Source organism: Erwinia sp. V90_4, assembly GCF_029967685.1.
Classification (GTDB): domain Bacteria; phylum Pseudomonadota; class Gammaproteobacteria; order Enterobacterales; family Enterobacteriaceae; genus Erwinia; species Erwinia aphidicola.
Window position 1 is genome coordinate 21,229 of sequence record NZ_JASCAQ010000057.1, and the last position, 19,119, is coordinate 40,347.

At 55.9% G+C, this 19,119-nt stretch carries 23 protein-coding genes; all 23 read left to right on the forward strand.

The genetic code is table 11. The features are described from left to right. Positions 1 to 12: 12 nt before the first annotated feature. The 23 genes from QLG07_RS16655 (at position 13) to QLG07_RS16765 (ending at position 19,101) form a co-directional block, all read left to right on the forward strand. Positions 13 to 2,079, forward strand: coding sequence for a DNA topoisomerase III (locus QLG07_RS16655; protein WP_167429567.1), 2,067 nt, complete (start codon positions 13 to 15; stop codon positions 2,077 to 2,079). Between the two features lie 329 nt (positions 2,080 to 2,408). Next, the gene (locus tag QLG07_RS16660; RefSeq protein WP_167429568.1) at positions 2,409 to 2,891 is read left to right on the forward strand and encodes an STY4534 family ICE replication protein; all 483 of its coding nucleotides are present in this window, start codon (positions 2,409 to 2,411) and stop codon (positions 2,889 to 2,891) included. A 57-nt stretch (positions 2,892 to 2,948) separates the two neighbouring features. Then, a complete protein-coding gene (locus tag QLG07_RS16665; protein ID WP_101826806.1) occupies positions 2,949 to 3,161 on the forward strand; it encodes a hypothetical protein in 213 nt (70 codons plus the stop codon). Between the two features lie 104 nt (positions 3,162 to 3,265). Beyond that, entirely contained in the window at positions 3,266 to 3,508 is a 243-nt protein-coding gene (locus tag QLG07_RS16670) for a DUF4160 domain-containing protein (RefSeq protein WP_135778149.1), read from the forward strand. Next, complete coding sequence (locus QLG07_RS16675) at positions 3,492 to 3,740, forward strand: DUF2442 domain-containing protein (RefSeq protein ID WP_135778150.1); 249 nt, start codon at positions 3,492 to 3,494, stop codon at positions 3,738 to 3,740. Before QLG07_RS16670 ends, QLG07_RS16675 begins: the two co-directional genes overlap by 17 nt. Positions 3,741 to 3,869: 129 nt before the next feature. Further along, entirely contained in the window at positions 3,870 to 4,517 is a 648-nt protein-coding gene (locus QLG07_RS16680; RefSeq protein WP_282469724.1) for a PilL N-terminal domain-containing protein, read from the forward strand. Continuing rightward, the gene (locus tag QLG07_RS16685; protein WP_167429570.1) at positions 4,514 to 5,281 is read left to right on the forward strand and encodes a DUF2275 domain-containing protein; all 768 of its coding nucleotides are present in this window, start codon (positions 4,514 to 4,516) and stop codon (positions 5,279 to 5,281) included. Before QLG07_RS16680 ends, QLG07_RS16685 begins: the two co-directional genes overlap by 4 nt. A gap of 10 nt (positions 5,282 to 5,291) precedes the next feature. Beyond that, positions 5,292 to 6,017 carry a TIGR03759 family integrating conjugative element protein gene (locus tag QLG07_RS16690; RefSeq protein WP_167429571.1) on the forward strand — a complete coding sequence of 242 codons (726 nt, stop codon included), beginning with the start codon at positions 5,292 to 5,294 and terminating at the stop codon, positions 6,015 to 6,017. After that, positions 5,996 to 6,628, forward strand: a complete 633-nt coding sequence (locus QLG07_RS16695; protein WP_282469725.1) for a lytic transglycosylase domain-containing protein — start codon at positions 5,996 to 5,998, stop codon at positions 6,626 to 6,628. Before QLG07_RS16690 ends, QLG07_RS16695 begins: the two co-directional genes overlap by 22 nt. 2 nt (positions 6,629 to 6,630) lie before the next feature. Further along, positions 6,631 to 7,137 (forward strand): integrating conjugative element protein, encoded by a 507-nt coding sequence (locus QLG07_RS16700; protein WP_167429573.1) that lies wholly within the window; start codon positions 6,631 to 6,633, stop codon positions 7,135 to 7,137. After that, positions 7,134 to 7,691 carry a restriction endonuclease gene (locus QLG07_RS16705; protein ID WP_282469726.1) on the forward strand — a complete coding sequence of 186 codons (558 nt, stop codon included), beginning with the start codon at positions 7,134 to 7,136 and terminating at the stop codon, positions 7,689 to 7,691. The genes QLG07_RS16700 and QLG07_RS16705 overlap by 4 nt, the downstream gene beginning before the upstream one ends. Then, positions 7,688 to 9,787 carry a type IV conjugative transfer system coupling protein TraD gene (gene traD, locus QLG07_RS16710; RefSeq protein ID WP_282469727.1) on the forward strand — a complete coding sequence of 700 codons (2,100 nt, stop codon included), beginning with the start codon at positions 7,688 to 7,690 and terminating at the stop codon, positions 9,785 to 9,787. Before QLG07_RS16705 ends, traD begins: the two co-directional genes overlap by 4 nt. Further along, on the forward strand, positions 9,780 to 10,553 hold the full coding sequence (locus QLG07_RS16715) for a TIGR03747 family integrating conjugative element membrane protein (RefSeq protein ID WP_167429576.1): 774 nt from the start codon (positions 9,780 to 9,782) through the stop codon (positions 10,551 to 10,553). The genes traD and QLG07_RS16715 overlap by 8 nt, the downstream gene beginning before the upstream one ends. A 388-nt stretch (positions 10,554 to 10,941) precedes the next feature. Further along, entirely contained in the window at positions 10,942 to 11,277 is a 336-nt protein-coding gene (locus tag QLG07_RS16720) for an RAQPRD family integrative conjugative element protein (protein WP_040126216.1), read from the forward strand. After that, positions 11,277 to 11,519: a TIGR03758 family integrating conjugative element protein gene (locus QLG07_RS16725; protein WP_040126217.1), complete on the forward strand. Its 243-nt coding sequence runs from the start codon at positions 11,277 to 11,279 to the stop codon at positions 11,517 to 11,519. Before QLG07_RS16720 ends, QLG07_RS16725 begins: the two co-directional genes overlap by 1 nt. 32 nt (positions 11,520 to 11,551) lie before the next feature. Next, the gene (locus QLG07_RS16730; protein WP_040126218.1) at positions 11,552 to 11,941 is read left to right on the forward strand and encodes a TIGR03745 family integrating conjugative element membrane protein; all 390 of its coding nucleotides are present in this window, start codon (positions 11,552 to 11,554) and stop codon (positions 11,939 to 11,941) included. A gap of 12 nt (positions 11,942 to 11,953) precedes the next feature. Continuing rightward, positions 11,954 to 12,319 carry a TIGR03750 family conjugal transfer protein gene (locus tag QLG07_RS16735; protein ID WP_040126219.1) on the forward strand — a complete coding sequence of 122 codons (366 nt, stop codon included), beginning with the start codon at positions 11,954 to 11,956 and terminating at the stop codon, positions 12,317 to 12,319. Further along, the gene (locus tag QLG07_RS16740) at positions 12,316 to 12,972 is read left to right on the forward strand and encodes a PFL_4703 family integrating conjugative element protein (RefSeq protein WP_167429577.1); all 657 of its coding nucleotides are present in this window, start codon (positions 12,316 to 12,318) and stop codon (positions 12,970 to 12,972) included. Before QLG07_RS16735 ends, QLG07_RS16740 begins: the two co-directional genes overlap by 4 nt. Beyond that, positions 12,972 to 13,892 carry a TIGR03749 family integrating conjugative element protein gene (locus QLG07_RS16745; RefSeq protein ID WP_040126221.1) on the forward strand — a complete coding sequence of 307 codons (921 nt, stop codon included), beginning with the start codon at positions 12,972 to 12,974 and terminating at the stop codon, positions 13,890 to 13,892. Before QLG07_RS16740 ends, QLG07_RS16745 begins: the two co-directional genes overlap by 1 nt. Further along, complete coding sequence (locus QLG07_RS16750; RefSeq protein ID WP_167429578.1) at positions 13,882 to 15,417, forward strand: TIGR03752 family integrating conjugative element protein; 1,536 nt, start codon at positions 13,882 to 13,884, stop codon at positions 15,415 to 15,417. The genes QLG07_RS16745 and QLG07_RS16750 overlap by 11 nt, the downstream gene beginning before the upstream one ends. 11 nt (positions 15,418 to 15,428) lie before the next feature. Then, the gene (locus QLG07_RS16755; RefSeq protein WP_040126223.1) at positions 15,429 to 15,845 is read left to right on the forward strand and encodes a TIGR03751 family conjugal transfer lipoprotein; all 417 of its coding nucleotides are present in this window, start codon (positions 15,429 to 15,431) and stop codon (positions 15,843 to 15,845) included. Further along, the gene (locus QLG07_RS16760) at positions 15,845 to 18,709 is read left to right on the forward strand and encodes a conjugative transfer ATPase (protein WP_040126224.1); all 2,865 of its coding nucleotides are present in this window, start codon (positions 15,845 to 15,847) and stop codon (positions 18,707 to 18,709) included. The genes QLG07_RS16755 and QLG07_RS16760 overlap by 1 nt, the downstream gene beginning before the upstream one ends. After that, positions 18,706 to 19,101, forward strand: a complete 396-nt coding sequence (locus tag QLG07_RS16765; RefSeq protein WP_040126225.1) for a hypothetical protein — start codon at positions 18,706 to 18,708, stop codon at positions 19,099 to 19,101. The genes QLG07_RS16760 and QLG07_RS16765 overlap by 4 nt, the downstream gene beginning before the upstream one ends. Positions 19,102 to 19,119: the final 18 nt, after the last annotated feature.

A 19,119-nucleotide genomic window follows, 5' to 3' on the forward strand; every position in this document is an offset into this window, starting at 1 on the left:
CCGGAGGCCGGCATGCAGCTTTATCTATGTGAAAAACCCTCCCAGGCCAAAGATATTGCCCGCGTGCTGGGCGTCAGCCAGCGCGGCCAGGGGTGTATTACCGGCGGTAACATTACGGTCACGTGGGCAGTTGGCCATCTGCTGGAAACGGCCACGCCCGAAACCTATGGCGAGCAGTTTGGACGCCCGTGGCGCACGGAGGTTCTGCCGATCATCCCGGACCGCTGGCAGATGACCGTCAAGAAAGACACTGCCGATCAGTTTGGCGTTATCAAAAAACTGCTGAAACAGGCCAGTGAGGTAGTCATCGCAACCGATGCCGATCGCGAAGGTGAGGTGATCGCGCGTGAGCTGATGGATTACTGCAATTACACCGGTGCCGTGCGCCGGCTGTGGCTTTCCGCGCTGGATGAAGCCAGCATCAAAAAAGCCCTTAGTGAAATGCTGTCAGGCGACAAGACCGAAAAACTGTATCAGGCGGGTATTGGCCGCTCGCGGGCGGACTGGCTTATCGGGATGAACCTGACGCGGCTTTATACCCTTAAGGCCGGTGAAGCCGGATTATCGGAAGTGTTTTCCGTGGGCAGGGTGCAGACGCCCACGCTCGCTATAGTGGTTAACCGGGATCTTGAAATTGCCGGCTTTACACCAAAGCCCTGGTGGAAAGTCAGAGCGCAGCTTGAAAAAGACGGTGTCCGTTTTGAAGCTGAATGGGTTGCTGCGGAGCAATACTGTGATGATGAAAAACGGTGTGTAAATCAGCAAATTGCACAGGCGGTTCAGCAGCTCTGCCTTAAATCCGGGAACGGCAGTGTGATTTCCGTTGAGAAAAAGCGGGCTAAAACGCCGGCACCGCTCTGTTTTTCCCTCGGAGATCTTCAGGAAGCCTGCAACAGGAAATGGGGCTTGGGCGCTAATGAGGTGCTGTCTATAGCCCAGTCACTGTATGAAACGCACAAAGCAACGACTTATCCGCGAACTGACTGCGGTTATCTGCCTGTATCGATGCGGGAAGAGGTCAATGACGTTCTTCAGGCTGTACAGCATTCTGATCCGGCTATCGGCGGCGAACTTTCCCGTCTTGATACCGCATTTACCTCGCGTGTCTGGAACGACAAGAAAATTACCGCGCACCACGCCATTATTCCTACGCGACAGCCCTTCGATATAGCAAAGCTGAACGCTAAAGAGCTCAAAGTCTACACTCTTATCCGCCTGCACTATCTGGCTCAGTTTATGCCGCTGCAGGAATCCGATGTGACGGATGCCACCTTCAATATCGGTAATCAGCTTTTCCGCACGCGCGGTCGCGTGATGGTTCATGCCGGGTGGAAATCCCTGTTCAGAGGGGAGCTGGCCGAAGAGGAAGAGGGTGATAAAGAGTCTGCAGCGCAGCTGCCCGTGCTGGAACAGGGCAATGTCTGCAGCGTCACCGGTGCAGACGTCAAAGATAATGTGACAAAAGCGCCGCCGCACCACACGGAAGGAACGCTTATTGCCGCCATGAAAAATGCCGCCAGCCTGGTCACGGATCCCCAGCTCAGGAAGGTGCTTCGCGATAACGCGGGACTCGGTACGGAAGCAACGCGCAGCGGCGTACTGGAAACGCTGTTTAAACGGGGCTTCCTGGAGAAAAAAGGAAAATTCATCATTGCCACGCAGATGGCGCGGGAGCTGATCTCTGCTTTGCCAGAGACGCTGACCAGTCCGGGCATGACGGCCCTGTGGGAGCAGGCGCTGGATGACATTGCCCAGGGAAAAAGCAGGCTCAGTGATTTTATGCAAAAGCAAAGCCAGTGGACCCGACATCTGGTCGAAAAAGAGCGGGACACTGCCTTTAAGGTCACGGTTCCGGTCGGCCCTGTCTGTCCGCTGTGTGGCGGACAGACCCATCAGCGTAAGAGTAAGGAAGGTAAATTCTGGGGCTGTGTGAAGTACCCGGACTGTAAGGGGATCATTGGTGAGACAAACCGTAAAACTCGACGCCAGGTTGCGGGGAAAAGCCGGGGCACTGGTAAAGGCCGGAAAAGCCCAGCTTCTGCGCCGGCTACTCTCAATCTACAGAGCCAGAAAGGTTGACAGTAGTGACATTTGGCTTAAAAATAAACGTGCTTGTCTGTCGTCTCTGACGACCACCAATGATTCATCGGCCTGAGAGAATCGCCTTCGGGTGGCTGAACATAACACTCCTGTAGCCTGCAAGGGAGAACACATCAGTGTGGTACATCTGCTCGCCTTTGGAAGCAGATATCGTCAATCACGGCTCCTACTGCCTGACGATGAAGGTACATTCAACTATCAAGACAGTCAGAATTTAGCTGATTCTGACTCCCCGACGGGAATACTTCTCCCGTCCGGGCAGAAGTTTTCTCCGTCGAACTAAATTTGACCTCCATGGAGAAAACATCATGTCTGTAAACAACACCTCTAATGCCAGTAACACCGGTAAATCTAAAGACTACTTCAACCTGACCATCAACGGACTGGGCTATCTCAGCAACGTTCGCCAGGTAAATGCTCAGTCCGGCACCTTTATCAGCTGCGTGATCAACGCACTGTCAGGTCCGAGCGACAGCCCTTCTTATGTGCGTTTCGACGTCACCGTTGCCGGCAAAGAAGCCAGCAGCCTCATTAACCGTTGCCAGAAAGCGGTAGATGAGGATAAGAAAGTGCTGATTGGCTTTGTTCTGAGCAACCCATCAACGGACATTTTTCAGCTGAAAAATGGTGAGCACGCAGGTGAAAGCCGCGTCAGTCTGAAAGCCCGCCTGATCAAAGTGGACTGGATCAAGATAGGCCAGGACATGGTCTTCAAGACTGAACGCGCTGAACCTCATCAGGCACAGAATACTGTTTCACAGCAGCAATCTTACGCTGATAACTCATTCTAAATCCGCTCACCTTAGACTTGCTATAAACAGAGTAAGTCATCTTTCACAGGTAACTCTATGAATACTCAAACAGGCTTTTTAGCTCAGAAATATCTCAACGTGGCGCTTCCGCTGGAAGTTATGCAATCTGGTCGAGGCTATTATATTGGTACAGCAGATCAGGAAAGCGGTGCACCGGCAACCCGAGAATCTAACGAATATTTTCGTAAGAAAATTGACGCTGAAAATGCGCTTAAAGCTAACTTATGGACTCAGAAAGAGCATCCGTAATAGAAGGGCGGCATAACACAATATGCCGCTGTTTTTTTGCGACCCCTCACTGCCTTTTGATTACTGCAGTAAATTTCACCATAATCCTTTAAAGGTTACTGACGATGCCTGCCATACTACGGCTGAACGGTTTTCGGTTCTTTTTCTACTCCAACGAAGGCAATCCGCGCGAACCTGCTCACATTCATGTGATAAAGGCCGGTACAGAAGCAAAATTCTGGCTGGAGCCGGTTGTAAAACTGGCAAGCAACGATGGATTTGACTCCCGGACGATAAAAGAGTTGATGACAGTGATAAGGCAACACCAACCCATGCTTCTGGAGGCCTGGAATGATTATTTCAGCTAAGAACGTTCGGTTCGATCATCACACTATGTGGGTCGAACTCTCAGACGAGCGGATAATCGGCGTACCACTTTCATGGTTTCCCCGGCTTCGCAACGCGTCTGCCGAACAGCTGAAAGATTACGAACTGTCTCCCCGTGGTATCCACTGGGACGCACTGGACGAAGATATTTCAATCGATGGCTTGTTAAAGGGGCGCGGTGATGTAACGCACCCGCCTCATCAGGTCGCCTGAAGGTGCTGATTAAAAAACGCTGACTCCGGTCGGCGTTTTTTTTTGAAATCGCAAAAAGAGTTGTTGATAGAAGCATGCCGAAGAGTTGCGCACAGTGAAGCCTGTTCTCACTGTACAGGAACTTTTCAGATGAAATTTAACGCCGTCTTTGCCGCTTTACCGCTTGCGCTGCTGGCAGGGTGCGTTCAGCAGCCCCAGAAGTTGCAGGAGCGGGCACCTGCTGAACCGGTTGCCCCGGTCAGCGTATCCCGCAATATCCAGGCATCCGCTGATGATGTATATGCGCGGACGCCGGAAGTGGTTCGCTACGATCGCTACCTGCTGGTCAGCACGGATCCGCAAGCCGTGCAACGCGACCCCCTTTCCCAGATTATTGACGTCCGCATCCCCTCCTCAGTGCAGCCAACCGTGGCTGACGCCATGCGCTATGCCCTGAAGCAGTCCGGCTATTCGCTTTGTCAGACCGGTCCGGCTAACGGCGTGTTATACCGTCAGCCGCTGCCGGCAGTCCAGTTCCAGCTCGGTCCTATGCGCCTTCGCACCGCGCTGCAGGTACTGGCGGGCCCGGCATGGGAGCTTGAAGTTGATGACGTACAGCGTGTGGTCTGTCACAGCCTGCGTGCCGGTTATCAGTTGCCCGTGACACAGTTGCCGCCGCGTTCTGCCAGCGCCTACGCACCGGCTGCAGGCACTCCATCTTCTGCCAGTTCCTCTCAGGTGATCGCCCCTCGTCCCATTCAGGCCCAGCCTGCTCACGGAGGGTGGCTGACAAAATGACCACAGAAACGTCTTTCCCTCACGAAAATGCAGATGACGGTGTTCCGTCATCAGGCGGCAGGTTCAGCGCCGTAAAACGCCGGCTGCCGGCTATAGCACTGTCCACGCTTTCTATTGCCGCGCTTGGTCTCGCATTCATATCTCTTCGCGCCGGCGTGTCGCAGGAAAACCGTCTCAGCTACGTCGAAAAGCAGCAAAACGTGGTTTACACCCAGGCGCTGGCTAAAACCGATCTTGAACCTCTCCAGGCAAATATCAGCACGCAGGCCGAGGCGATAAAAAAGCAGCAGGTTCAGCTCGATGCGGTCCGTAAATCTGTCGAAGCCTGGTCTGCCAAAGGCTTATCTGAAGCAGTCGGTCAGGTTCGTCATTCGATCGATGAGCTAAACGATTCGCAGACTGCACTGCAGAGCCGTCAGGCTGCACTGGAACAGTCAGTCACCGCACTGCAGAACCCGCCCCAGAAAGCGCAGCAGGCCACAGCTGAACCCAAAGCGGCAGCGCCTGTAAAAAAGCCGGCACCCGCTAAGCCGCACCGGGCAGTCAACACCGTGGCCCGCAAAGCGCCATTTGTACTGACCGGCGTTGAAAAGCGGGGCACGGAGTCGTTTGCGGCCATCGCGCCGTCGGGATTCAGCTCGCTGGCTGAAATCCGCCTGATCGGCGAAGGCCAGACCGTTAATGGCTGGACACTTGTTCACGCCGGTTACGGGCAGGCGCAATTTCGCGTAAACGGACGCTTAACGACTATCAAAGTTCGCTAACGGAGGCGATATGAAGCTAAAAATAGCCAGTCTTGCAGCGATTATGCTTTGCTGCTCTGCGCAGGCCAGCGTTCAGGTTCAGAATTCCAGAGGCGAACCGGTGGATGCGCCGGCGCAGAGCGTGCAGCAAAGCAGCGTGCAGGATCTGAAGCAGCAAGCCGGTCAGTGGGGGCTGAGTCAGGACGATTATCAGCGCTATCAGTCGCTGATGAACGGTCCGCGCGGCATTCAGTCACCGGGTCTGGATCCGTTGTCAACGCTAGGTATTGAGGCGCGGAGCCAGGCTGAGCGTCGTCAGTATGCTGAGAAGTGGGTTAAGGAAGAGTTTGCGCGTACGCAAAAAGAGCTGGATTTCCAGCGCGAAGTCACCGCCGCATGGAAGCGGCTCTATCCGGAAACGCTTGCGGTAAATATGGGCAACGCAGCCGGCATTGCGCACGACACAGGAGGGCGGCTGGCACTGTTCGTTAAGTCAGCGGGCTGCGGGCAATGTGACGCCCGGCTGGCAGCGGTATTAGCCGATAACAGGCCGGTTGATATCTACCTTGTAGACAGCCAGGGCGATGACGGGAAACTTCGCGGCTGGGCAAAAGACCATCACATTCCGCTGGACAGGGTGCGCAGCCGTCAGATCACACTGAATCACGACGGCGGTCGCTGGATGCGGTTCGGTAACGGCATCATGCCGGTGGTTCTGCAGCAGGGGGAAGACGGATGGCAACTCGCCGCATTCTGACCGGAGCGGCGCTGCTGCTGCTGCTTTCATTTTCCACGTTCGCCGGTGGCAAACAGACCGTTCCGGAGGGGTATGTGCGCGTGGCGCAGGCGCACAGCGTGCCGCCAGAATCGCTCTACTCCGTCAGCCTGCAGGAATCATCGCGCAGGCTGCCGCAGGGCGAACGCCCGTGGCCGTGGACTCTCAACGTCGCGGGTAAGGGCTATCGCTATAAAACCCGCCTTGAAGCCTGGCAGGCGCTGCAGGTGTTCATGAAAACAAACTCACTGAAGCGCATCGATGTCGGTATCGCCCAGGTTAATCTCGGCTGGAACGGCCAGCGTTTTACGTCAACTTGGGAGGCGCTGGATCCTTACGTGAATCTGAACGCCGCTGCCGCCATCCTGCGCGAGTGCTGGGACCGGAAACCCGGAAGCTGGCTCGATGCAGCCGGCTGTTATCACCATCCCGCAGGCGGCGCACCCGCTGCCCGCTATCGCGCCTTCGTTAAAAGCAAGCTCGCGATGCTCCAGTCCTCGCCGCATCTGCCGGCCGCTACCGCAGTTGAGCAGACAGCGTCCGCATCGGTGCCGGATAACGGCCTCGTCTGGATAGATCCACGGAGTCAGTGATCATGAATCTGAAAAACCTCATCGTTACCGCATTTATCGCCTTTTCGCCTGCCGCGTTGGCTGAGCTCAACGTCATTGCAGACCTGGGCGGGCAGAGCACGCAGGCTATTTTCGAGGCCGTAAACCGCCAGGATACGCCGCCTGCGCCTGCTGCAGCTCCTGAACAGGGTGAAGCGGCCATGCTGCCCGTTATTACGCCAGAACTTTCCCCCGGAAACGTGACTCCCCGGTCGCTGCAGCTGCCGGGCATCGGAGCGCTGTTTATCATTGGTGATGACAGCTATTCACGGCAGTGGCTGCAGCAGAACGCACAGCAGCTTTCGGCCAGAAATGCTGCCGGCCTCGTGGTGAACGTTGAAAGCCTAGAATCGCTGGAAGCTCTGCGCGGTCTCGCGCCCGGTCTTCAGCTGGCGCCCTCATCGGGATCTGAACTTGCCCGCCGCCTGCAGCTGACCCATTACCCCTTACTTATCACGGACAGCGGCTTATCTCAGGAGGTAGGGCAGTGATATCAGCTCCTTACGTCGCGGCACTGCTGATGGCAAATCCGGTCCTGCTGGCCGTGATTATTTTTCTGCTCTGGCGCTTTCGCCGGCAGTCGGCCAGCGAGCGGCGGCACCGCCGGTATCGCGCAACGGCAGAGCGCGTCTATACCCGCCTTCGCCAGCTCAGCGGAGACGGGCAGCGCATGAGCTATCTGCGCAAGATTAATCCCTACGTCTTTGAGGAGTTACTGCTGCTGGCATTTGAGCGTCAGGGCTATGCCGTACAGCGCAATGCGTCATACAGCGGCGACGGCGGCCTGGACGGACGGGTACACATAAACGGCGAGTGCTGGCTGATTCAGGCTAAGCGCTACAGCCGGGCGATAACGCCGTCGCACGTTCAGGACTTTGACGCGCTGCTGACGCGCATGGGGCAGCGTGGCCTGTTTATTCATACCGGCCGGACGGGCCAGAAAAGCAGGGCTGTCAGCAGCGGTTCACAGCAACTGATGATTATCAGCGGACAACGCCTTCTGGCTCTGCTGGCAGGTAAACCCTTTAAGGAGTTTTCTTTGTGAGTGATAAATACGTAATTGAAGCCCTTCTGCGCCCGGCTGTGGAGCTGAATACAGCGGTCGCAGCGGGCACTGCCGCCATCGTCTGCGTGACAGCGCCTTGGGCAGTAGCCCTGGCCCCCTCCGTCAGCTACGTCACCGCCGGCGGATTCGCCGTGTTTTCTGCCATGCGCGCGCGTCAGGGAATACAGGTTATTCGCTACCGCCGCAATCTTCGCCGTTTACCGCGCTACGTAATGACGTCAAAACAGATCCCCGTCAGTAAACGCCGGCTTTTTCTGGGCCGTGGGTTTCGCTGGACCCAGAAACACACCCAGCGCCTGCGCGATACGCTGCGCCCGGAAGTGGCCCACTACCTTAAGCCGTCGAAGCTGTATCAGCTTGCCCGCCAGTTAGAGGAAGCGACAGAAAACAGTTTGCCGGCGATTGGCAGACTGCTCAGTGCCGATACGCCAGTCAATCCGGTTCGCCCGCTTCCCCCGGTTGGCGGTAATCCAGCCGTACACGGCATTGAACCGGATGAAACCGACGTCACGCTCGATCTACGTGAGCGTGTCGGTCACACGGTTGTCTACGGTACAACCCGCGTGGGCAAAACACGCCTCGCTGAGCTGTTAATCACTCAGGATATACGTCGTGGAGACGTCACTATCGTGTTTGATCCAAAAGGCGATGCGGACTTACTGAAAAGGGTCTGGGCGGAAGCTCACCGGGCAGGCCGGGGCGATCAGCTGACCGTTTTCCATCTGGGCTGGCCTGATATTTCCGCGCGGTATAACGCCGTAGGCCGCTTCGGGCGCGTATCAGAGGTGGCTACCCGCGTTGCCGGCCAGCTCAGCGGTGAAGGTAACAGCGCAGCGTTTCGCGAGTTTGCCTGGCGGTTCGTGAATATCGTTGCCCGGGCGCTGGTTGCTCTTGGGGAACGCCCGGATTACACGCTCATCACCCGCTATGTGAACAACATCGCCGAACTGTATCTGCGTTACGCCGACAAAATCATTACTGAGAAACTACCCGAACTGAACAGTCAGATCGAGAACAATGCCAACGCATTTGGTGAGGACGACGTGCCGCGCAACATGCAGGGGCAGCCTGAAGCTATCCGGATTTGGGCAGTTGAAGTGGCGCTGAGTTCGGACGCAGGAAACGCACTGTATGACCCGATACTTGACGGACTGCGCTCTGCAGTACGTTATGACCGTACCTACTTTGACAAAATTGTGGCGTCACTGCTGCCGCTACTGGAAAAACTGACCACCGGTAAAACGGCGGAGCTGTTGTCTCCCGATTATCTGAATATGGAAGATCCGCGCCCTATTTTTGATTGGGAGCAGGTTATCCGTAAAAAAGGCATCGTTTACGTGGGGCTTGATGCGCTCAGCGACAGCGAGGTTGCTAGCGCCGTAGGTAACAGTATGTTTGCCGATCTGGTGAGCGTGGCCGGTCACATCTACAAGCACGGTATCAACGGCGGCCTGCCGGGTTCAAAAGAGGGTAAAGACCCCATTAACCTGCACTGTGATGAATTCAACGAACTGATGGGCAATGAGTTTATCCCGCTCATCAATAAAGGTGGCGGTGCGGGCATGCAGGTGACGGCCTATACGCAGACCTCATCTGATATCGAAGCCCGTATCGGGAGCGCGGCCAAAACCTCTCAGGTTCAGGGTAACTTCAATAACCTGATCATGCTGCGCGTGCGAGAAAACCGGACGGCAGAGCTGCTGACATCACAGCTGCCGCAGGTTGAAATCTACAGTAAAACGCTGGTCTCAGGTCATCAGGATTCAGCTGACGTCACTGTCAATCACGATTTTACCTCCAGCACTCAGGATCGCGTCGGCACCATTAAGGTGCCACTGCTTGAGCCTGCCGACATTGTCACACTGCCTAAAGGTCAGGCGTTTGCGCTGCTTGAGGGTGGCCAGCTCTGGAAAATTCGTATGCCGCTGCCGGCAGGCGATGCAGGTGACGTGCATATGCCTGAGAACATCGCGCGGCTTGCAGAAGAGATGCGCCGGAATTATCACAGCAGTGAAGGGTGGTGGGACAGCCGCAGTTCTGCAGCTACGCCAGTGAAGGGAGATAACAATGGCTGAGGCACGTCGTACCGCACCGCAGCAATATCCGCAGCAGTACCCCGCGCAACCGCGTGAGCACGGCCTGCTTTACAACTTGGTCTGGGGCTGGCCGTGGAAACTCGTTGGCGTGATCTTGGCTTCACTGATAGTGAGCCTTGTCATTGAATATGTCGGGATTGCGTTCTTTTGGCCTGAAATGGGTGCCGCGCACAGCCAGGCGGTGATGAATACCGAGTTTGGCTATTTGTCTTCTGATTTTACCCGCAGCCTGCTGCTTTCCGAGCCGGCTGTAACAGTGACGCGCTGGGTGACTGATGCCTATCAATGGGCGTTTGTGGACAGTGGGATCATCGGCTGGATACAGCAGACATATCAGGCCGAAATGAACAGCGGCAATGAGGTATCACGCAACCTTAAAGGTGCCAGCAGCTGGCTGGGTAATTATCTGCAGCAGTACATGCTGGCAACGGTATATGTTTCTATCGTGACGCTGATCCGCGTTACCATTATTGCTCTTTCTGTCCCGCTGTTCGTACTGGTTATATGTGTTGCCGTGGTTGAAGGGCTTGGCCGTCGTGATCTGCGCCGTTTTGGTGCCGGTTACGAGTCGTCTTTTTTGTACCACCGCGCAAAAAGGTTGATTAAACCGGCTGTGTATTTGCCGGTGATGGCCTACCTTTCATGGCCTTCAGCGGTTTATCCAAACTTTCTGCTGTTGCCTGCAGCGTTAATGCTTGGGCTGACCATTACGGTAACAACAGCATCGTTCAAAAAATATCTCTAACCATGATGACATACAGCCTGTACGCCGCAGGCTGTATTTTTTGCTATCAGTAAATTTCTTTCAACGTGTATATACCACTGTCGGTCCAGATCAAATCCCTTCCTTTAATTATTCATGCACGAACTAAATTAATCATTTCGGTGACCTTAACTCGGAGCTGGACGGAGGCTACTGAAACTTGTTTTCAGAAGCCTGCCGTCAGCAGACAACCCGCATAGCGGGGCGTCAGTGCTTTTAAGTTAGTTACAACAAACTAGGTGTCTTTTCTCAATATAAATCAGCATTTGCGCTGAACTCTAAATTTTTATTTTTCCAAAAAGAGTTAACGGCTGAACCCGGCAGCCAGATTTCGCATGCTTACCGCACTCAACAACCACTGGAGGTGCATATGAAATCTCTTCGTCCGGCGACACAACTTCTGTTATGCGGCGGTGTGCTGGGCCTGACCTTTCTCGCGTCCTCTCCGGCGTCTGCATCTGAGAAAGACGAGCTGGCATCCGCGCAGCGAATGATCGTCCAGGTTCAGGCTTCGCTGGAACGGGCGCGGGTTGCCGCAGCACAGGCTGATCCGTCGGAGCGTGGCCGCTACTTCTTCGACTACCAGCGTGCTAATGGCGATTTGAAGACCATCAGCGCCGGTATTGATCGCTATATGGAACCAACGCGTGCCCAACCCCGCGATTTGTCTAGCGTGGCGGGAAATTATCGCCGGGAGCGTCCCTGATGGCGATGACAGCTGCACAGGAAGCAGCCTTCAAAGCGGGTTCCGGAAATCTTGAGCCATCAGGTCTGCACCTTCTCTGCCTCGGGCTTCTGTTCGGTTTCATGTTCTGGTGGGCAGCCTGGGCAATTGTTGACGTTTACTCGGGCTGGGCAAATCAGCGCCTGAAGGAAGGCGCGGTGGGCAGAGCCGTTGTCCGCTCAGTTTTATTGTTAGTTGTAAGTATCTGGATGTTTGGCAGTTAACCCTTACTCAATCCCTTAATGCAGGTGAAATCATGTCTAAATTTGCTTCTGTTGTATCCCGTTCAGTTTCTAAGGCTAAGTCTTCTTATGTTCGCGCTCTGGCGGTGAGCCTGTTCGGCTGGCTTTCTGTTAAGCCGGCCTTTGCGGACCTGCCAACCGTTGAAGCTCCTTCTTCAAGTGGTGCCGGAACCGGTCTGAATGGTCAGCTGACGGGGTATATCCAGGATGGCTTGGTCTTGGGTGGACTCGTGCTTTGCGCAATTGCATTCTTTATGGTTGCCCAGAACTGCCTAGTTACTTTTAACGAAGTGCGTAACGAACGCGCCACCTGGGTGAAGTTTGGTTCGATTGTGGTCGTTGGTGTCGCGCTGCTGGTTGCCATCATCTGGCTGCTCGGTAAGTCTGCCGAAATCATCGCCTAAGGATATTTCAGAATGGCGACCATAAGATTTTTACCGGATCGCCTGAACGCTGAGCCTGTGGTCTTTCGGGGGTTTACCACCCCCGAATTAGGGCTTGCGGCGCTAATCGGTGTAGCGGTTGGCTTTATTCTCTCCCTGCTTCTGCTCCCGTTCTTCAGCTGGCTGATTGTGCCAACGGTAACGCTGCTTTTTCCTCTCGTCCTAATCGCTTTTGGTGGCCGGTGGCTCAGCAGTAAAAAACGTGGCAAACCCGAGAATTTTCTCTGGCAGCGGTTTGCTTTAAAAAAGCGCCGTATGGGGCTGGGCGATCCCAGATTGATTATTGACTCGCGGGGCTGGTCCCTGCGACGCAGCAAAAACCTCAGGAGTACCAAATGAGTCGTTTTCGCCACGCGGTTAAGGGCCGCGATCAGCATATTTTTACCCTGCGGGCGGCCTGTGTAGTGTTGCTGCTGTTGCTGGTTACCGCAATGGCGGGCTGGATGCGGGCACCTGAAAAGTTGACCATCCACAACCCGCCTGATTTGCGTAAAGGCAGCACACGCCCGTGGTGGGAAATCCCGCCTCCGACCGTTTACGGCTTTACGTATTACATTTTCCAGCAGCTGAACGCTTGGCCTAAAAACGGCAAAGTGGACTATCCCGCCCGCATTCAGTCGCTTTCAGCTTATCTGACGCCACAGTGCAAGGCATTTCTTACTGAGGATGCAAGAGTTCGCGGTGAAAAAAACGAACTGACCGACCGCGTGCGCGTCGTTTATGAAATTCCAGGGCGCGGTTATTCAGGTGACAGCGTGAAAGTCATCGATCGTGATAACTGGGTGGTGAAACTCGACCTTGTTGCCGACGAATACTACCTCACCGAGCCGGTTAAACGCGCGATGGTGCGCTATCCGCTAAAAGTCGTGCGCTGGGACGGCGACTCTGAATCTAATCCATTTGGTATGGCGCTGGACTGCTATGAAGGCATCCCGCAGCGTCTAGCCGCCGCACCTGAACAGCCGAAACCAGAAAGAAAGGGGATGTTCTGATGTTGAATCCATCTTTTACCTCAGGATCTCGTGCATGCCTTGTGGCGCTGTCATTATCACTACTGCCGGCCACAGCGATGCTTTCCGCGCCGGCGCAAGCGGACGAGCTGATGAAATGGGAACGCGTACCGCTGCAGATCCCCCTCAAAACTGGTCAGGAACGCGTAATTTTCGTTGATAAAAACGTGCGCGTGGGTTTTCCGCCGGCACTGAACGGCAAGCTGCGCGTGCAGAGCCTCGGCGGCGCGGTCTATCTCAAAGCCGACAGTGATTTCCCTCAGTCGCGCCTGCAGCTGCAGGACATGGAAAGCGGGGAGGTTATTCTTCTGGACGTCCGTACAACGGCCACCGCTTCAGCCGAGCCGGTTAAAATCGTTTACAGCGGTGACGTCACTACGGTCAGCAGTGCTGCCGCCGGCACCGCACAGAAAGCCGCCAGCGACGGCAACAGCACGCAGGCGAAGCGTAAAAAAGTCAGCTATAAGGCTCCTGTTCCGGTACTGCTGACGCGTTACGCAGCCCAGAACCTGTATGCACCGGTGCGCACCGTTGAAGCCGTGCCGGGCATTCATCCCGTTAACCCGCACCTGCCATCACGCATTACGACATTATACCCCTCGGCCCCCGTGACTGTGTCACCGGTAGCCGGCTGGGGCGTGGCCGGTCGTACCGTCATCGCGCTGAGGATCCGTAACAGCTCGTCGCAGAAGGTTGTGCTCGATCCGCGAGAGCTGCAGGGCCAGTTTGTCACGGCCACCTTTCAGCACCGCTGGCTGGGTGCCGCCGGCACGCCGGAAGACACAACCACACTGTACCTAGTTACCGCCGGTCGCCCTGATGACGCTTTTGTACGTGAGCCCTCCGTCGCACATAAGGCTGCTACTCGCCCAGCCCAGAAGGTGATCCGCTATGAAAATTAAGTCAAACGGACTGGTTAAAGTGCTGGTTCCGGCCATCCTGGTTGGTGGCGGATTTATTGCAGTGAAAAGCCATAACAGCAAGCCGCAGGAGCCCGCCACGCAGACTGCACATGCACAGACAAATGACGCGCTAAAAAACCTGTCTCCGCAGGAACTCAAGGCGCTCGGCATCGAGGGCGATACGCCTCAGGACACGCTGAAAACGATCGTGGGCTCGCTTAATGCCGTTCGTCAGCAGCAGGATTCTCTCAACCGGCAGAATGCCAAGCTGCTGGATGAAAATGAAAAGTTGCGCGAGCGCAATACCAACGTTTCCGGACAGGTCAATCAGGCCGTTCAGGGCGTGGAGAAAAGCTATCACGAGCGCGAAAATCAGATGCGCCAGCAGCAGAACGTCCTGACGCAAAAAATCAACGAGCTGACGAATAAACTGCAGAGTGCTGGTAAGGATATTACAGACAAGGCAAAAGGGTCTGACAGCGATATCCCGCTGGGTCTGGGTCTCGACGGTATGGGTGCCGGCGGTGGCAATGCCCCGGCCTCCGGCAGCGATGGCTTAATGTGGGTCACGCCCCAGGACAGCCCCTCCACGTCATCGGCGCAGAAAAATGGCGCGTCGGGCAGCAGCACCGGCGGTTCACAGTTCCCGACGTCGTTTCTCAGTGAAAACGCGCTGACGAAGCAAAAAGGCAGCTATGAACAGCAGGTAAAGGGGTCAACCGCTGAAAAAGGCGCGGAAGAAGAGGCCGAACCGGTGTATACGCTTCCGGAGAACTCCACGCTGATTGGCAGCCGCGCCATGACGGCACTGCTCGGTCGCGTGCCGATCAACGGCACCGTAACCGACCCTTATCCCTTTAAGGTACTTATCGGAAAAGACAACCTGACGGCTAACGGCATTGAGCTGCCGGACGTTGAGGGTGCGATCGTCTCCGGCACCGCCTCCGGCGACTGGACCCTGTCCTGCGTGCGTGGTCAGGTCAACAGCGTCACCTTTGTGTTTACCGACGGCACCGTGCGTACTCTGCCGAAGCCGGACCGCAGCGGCAAGGGCGGCAATAACAGCAACCAGAGCGGCGGTAAAGAGACCGGCACCAGTGGCGGTATCGGCTGGATTTCTGATGAAAACGGGATCCCCTGCATCTCCGGCACGCGCAAGTCGAATGCCTCAAGCTATCTACCAACGATCGGACTGCTGGGCGCAGCCGGCGCGGCGGGAGATGCCATCGGCCAGAACCAGACGACAAGCCAGACCAACGCCTACGGCGGCGTGACCTCCACCCTTACCGGCGACGCCGGACAGGCCGTTCTGGGCAAGGCGATTTCAGGCAGTTCTGACGAAATCACCGAGTGGGTCAAACAGCGTTACGGGCAGACTTTTGACGCTATCTACGTACAGCCGGGGGCAAAACTTGCCGTACACATTACCCGCGAGCTGGCGATCGACTATGAAGACAAGGGCCGCCGGGTGCGTTACGACTTTACCCTGCCTGGCGAAGACGGCAGCACCGGCGGACTGGACTGAGGAGAATAACCATGGGTATTACTGCAAAATTCGGGGTTTTCATGATTATTGCAGCCAGCACGCTTGCCGGCTGCTCCACAAACAAAGATGAAATGCTGCCGCCGGGCAACAGCAACATGCTGGAGCTGTGGAAAGGCACCGACGGTGAATCAGGCGTCTCGCGAGGCAGTGAAGCCCGCAGCACGCTGCGCCGAGGCCTTTCTGACAGTGAGCAACAGGCCGCACTTCGCGACGATCGAAGCTATAGCCGCACGCAGGAGTCCGAAATCAGCCAGCAGTTCCCGCGGCTGCCTAATCCTGACATGGTGATGTACGTGTTCCCTCATCTCGCACACGGAAACACCCCCGTGCCAGGTTACAGCACAGTTTTCCCCTTCTATGACCAGACGCAGTACGCCATGCCTGGCGAACGTACGGAGGCGCTGTAATGTTTGGACTCTTTAAAGGGAAATCCCCTGAAAAAAACCGTCACTTAACTGACGTTTCTGAGCAAGCCGGTCCGGAGCCCGTTGCCCGTCCCGGTAAAATGTCTCAGGCCGATGAAAAGCGCGTTTATTCACACAATCCGTCTATCGTTGATTATCTGCCGTGGGCAGAGTTTCTGGACGCGGAGCAGTGCCTGCTGCTTGATGATGGTTTCTCCGTGGGAGCCGTATATGAAGTGACGCCGGCGGCAACCGAAGGCCGTCCTGACGAGCGCCTGGAGCAGATCCGCGACGTGGTGGAAGATGCGCTGCAGGACAGCTTTGACGATCTGGCGAGCAATCCCTGGATCGTGCAGTTCTACTGTCAGGATGAGAATAACGTTGATGCCTACCTTAACCGGCTGCGCGGCTACGTCAGGCCGCACGCGCAGGGCAGCGAGTTTACCGAGGCGTGGCTTAAGGAGACTGAGCAGCATATGCGCGGGATTGCGCGTCCTGAAGGTCTCTTTGAAGACAAGCTGATCACCGGCCAGCCGTGGCGCGGGCAGCAGCGGCGCACGCGCATGGTTATCTACCGCTGGGCGACAAAAAACAGCGCTGATTTAATGTCACCCATTGGCATGCTGAATCAGGCGTGTGAGCGCCTCTGCAGCGCCTTTTCCAGCGTGAACATCCACTGCAAGCGTCAGAACGGTCTGCAGGTTCACGCCTGGCTGCTGCGGATGTTCAATCCTGCGCCCGAGGGCATGAATAAAGAAGCGTTTTACCGCGCAGCTGCCTATGAAGACAGTCGCGACACGCCTGCTGGCATGATCCCCGTAGAGAATGATTTCACCGAAACCCTGCTGTTCACACCGCCACGTTCTGACGTTGAGAACGGCGTGTGGTGGCTGGATAACATTGCCCATTCAGCCATTTCCGTGGAGCGCCTGCGTAAACCCCCCGAGCCCGGCACGCTCACCGGAGAAAAGAGCCGTGGTGAAAAGAAAATTAACGCGCTGATGGACACGTTCCCCGAAGGCACCATGCTGTGCATGACAGTTGTCGCTGAGCCGCAGGACACGCTGGAAGAGAAGTTTAACCGCTTGGCGAAAAACGCCATCGGCGAGAATACCGAGTCGGGGCGCGTCCGTCAGGACGTTGCGGCGGTCAAGGAGCTGCTGGGAAACCGCCACAAACTTTATCGCGCCGCCATCACCTTTGTGCTCCGGGCAAAAGACATGCCTGAAATGAACCGTAAGCGCATCGAGCTCAGCACCGTACTCCTGAACGAAGGGCTGCAGCCGGTGCGCGCTGAACATGAAACCGGCCCGCTTAACACCTGGCTGCGAGCGCTGCCTATGTGCTTTAACCCGCAGCACGACAAAAAAAACTGGTATACCCGCCTGACGTGGGTTCAGCATCTTGCCGGGCTGCTGCCCGTCACCGGCCGCGAAACCGGGACCGGCAACGCCGGATTCAGCTTTTTTAACCGTGGCGGCGACGTGCTTGATTTTGATCCTCTGAACAAGGATGACCGCTCTCAGAACGCGCACATGCTGCTGTTCGGACCGACCGGCGCAGGTAAATCGGCCACGCTCTGCTCGATGCTCTGTCAGCTGATGGCCGTGCACCGCCCGCGTCTGTTCATCGCGGAAGCCGGTAACAGTTTCGGGCTGACCGCTGACTACTTTGAAAGTCTGGGCCTTACGGTTAACAAAGTCAGCGTCAAACCCGGCAGCGGCGTATCGCTGCCCCCCTTTGCTGATGCGCATAAGCTGTTTGACGGCGACGCGCCCGCCCCGGCAATTGATGAGAGTGACCTGCCGGATATTGAAGACGATCCAGATGATGATGAAGAGAACGGTAAGCGCGACATTCTGGGCGAAATGGAGATTTCTGCCCGAATGATGATTACCGGCGGCGACCCGAAAGAAGACGCCGCGCTGAAACGTGCTGACCGCGCCATGATCCGCGAGGCGCTGATTATGGCCGCGCGTAAAACCCTAGAGGAAGGCCGCCAGATGCTGCCAGGCGACCTGCAGAATGCGCTTAACGCCATTTCACTGGAGACTGAAAGCGGCAACGGGCAGGTACGTAATGAAACCCGCCGGGCGAAAGCGGCTGAAATGGCCGAATCCCTGGGCATGTTTACGCAGCACGGAAGCTTTGAGGCAGAGCTCTTTAACCAGGAGGGCTCTCTGTGGCCGGAGGCGGACGTTACGCTGATCGACCTAGCGCACCTTGCCCGTGAAGGGTACGAGGCGCAGATGGCGCTCACGATGGTGTCGCTGACGAACACCATCAACAACATTGCCGAACGTGACCAGTACCTTGAACGTGACATTGTTTTCACCGTGGATGAGGCGCACGTTGTGACAGTTAACCCACTTCTCGCCCCCTACATGACCAAAGTAGTCAAAATGTGGCGTAAGCTTGGCGCATGGCTGTGGCTTGCCACTCAGAACCTTGAGGATTACCCGAACGCTGCCGGCAAGATGCTGAATATGGCGGAGTGGTGGATCTGTCTGACGATGCCGAAAAAAGAGGTGGAGGATATTGCCCGCTTCCGAACGCTTTCAGAAGAACAAAAAGCCGTGCTGCTTTCCGCCAGTAAACTCTCAAGGTGCTATACCGAAGGTGTGGTGCTCTCGAAGAAAATTGAAGCGCTGTTCCGCGCTGTTCCGCCCAGCCTTTACCTCGCGCTCGGGATGACGGAAAAAGAAGAGAAAGCCGAACGTAAAGCGCTGATGCGTAAACATAACTGTTCTGAGCTGGATGCTGCTATTCTCGTAGCGAAAAAACTGGATCGTCTGCGTGGATTGATGAAGGAAGATGCGGACGGGATGCCCGAACACAATGATAAGAGAGAGATGCTGACCGCATGATTAAGCTCAAGTATGCGCAACCTCTGATCCAGCGCCCTGCGCCGGACGATACGCCAACCCCTGCTATGTTCAGGCTGCATCCGCAGGGTGAGCCCGCGATGACGGCAACGACGGCAGAGCGCCTTAAAGCAATGGAGAACGCGTTGAGGTCAAGGCTGCAATCGCCGGTAACGATCACCTGTAATCCACATCGTATTGGTAAGAGTAGCTGCGTGTCGGTTCATATTGAGGACAGCAGAGGCAAGCGTGCGGACATTCTGCTGACGCAGGAAGGCCGTGCCGGTCTCCCGCTGGATCACGAATTCGATTCGCCACGCTGGCATGTAAACGTACCTGACGCTGCGGATATGGTTTACCTAACACTGTGGATTAACTCCATTTTCTCAGATTAATTCAAACCTCAAATTATC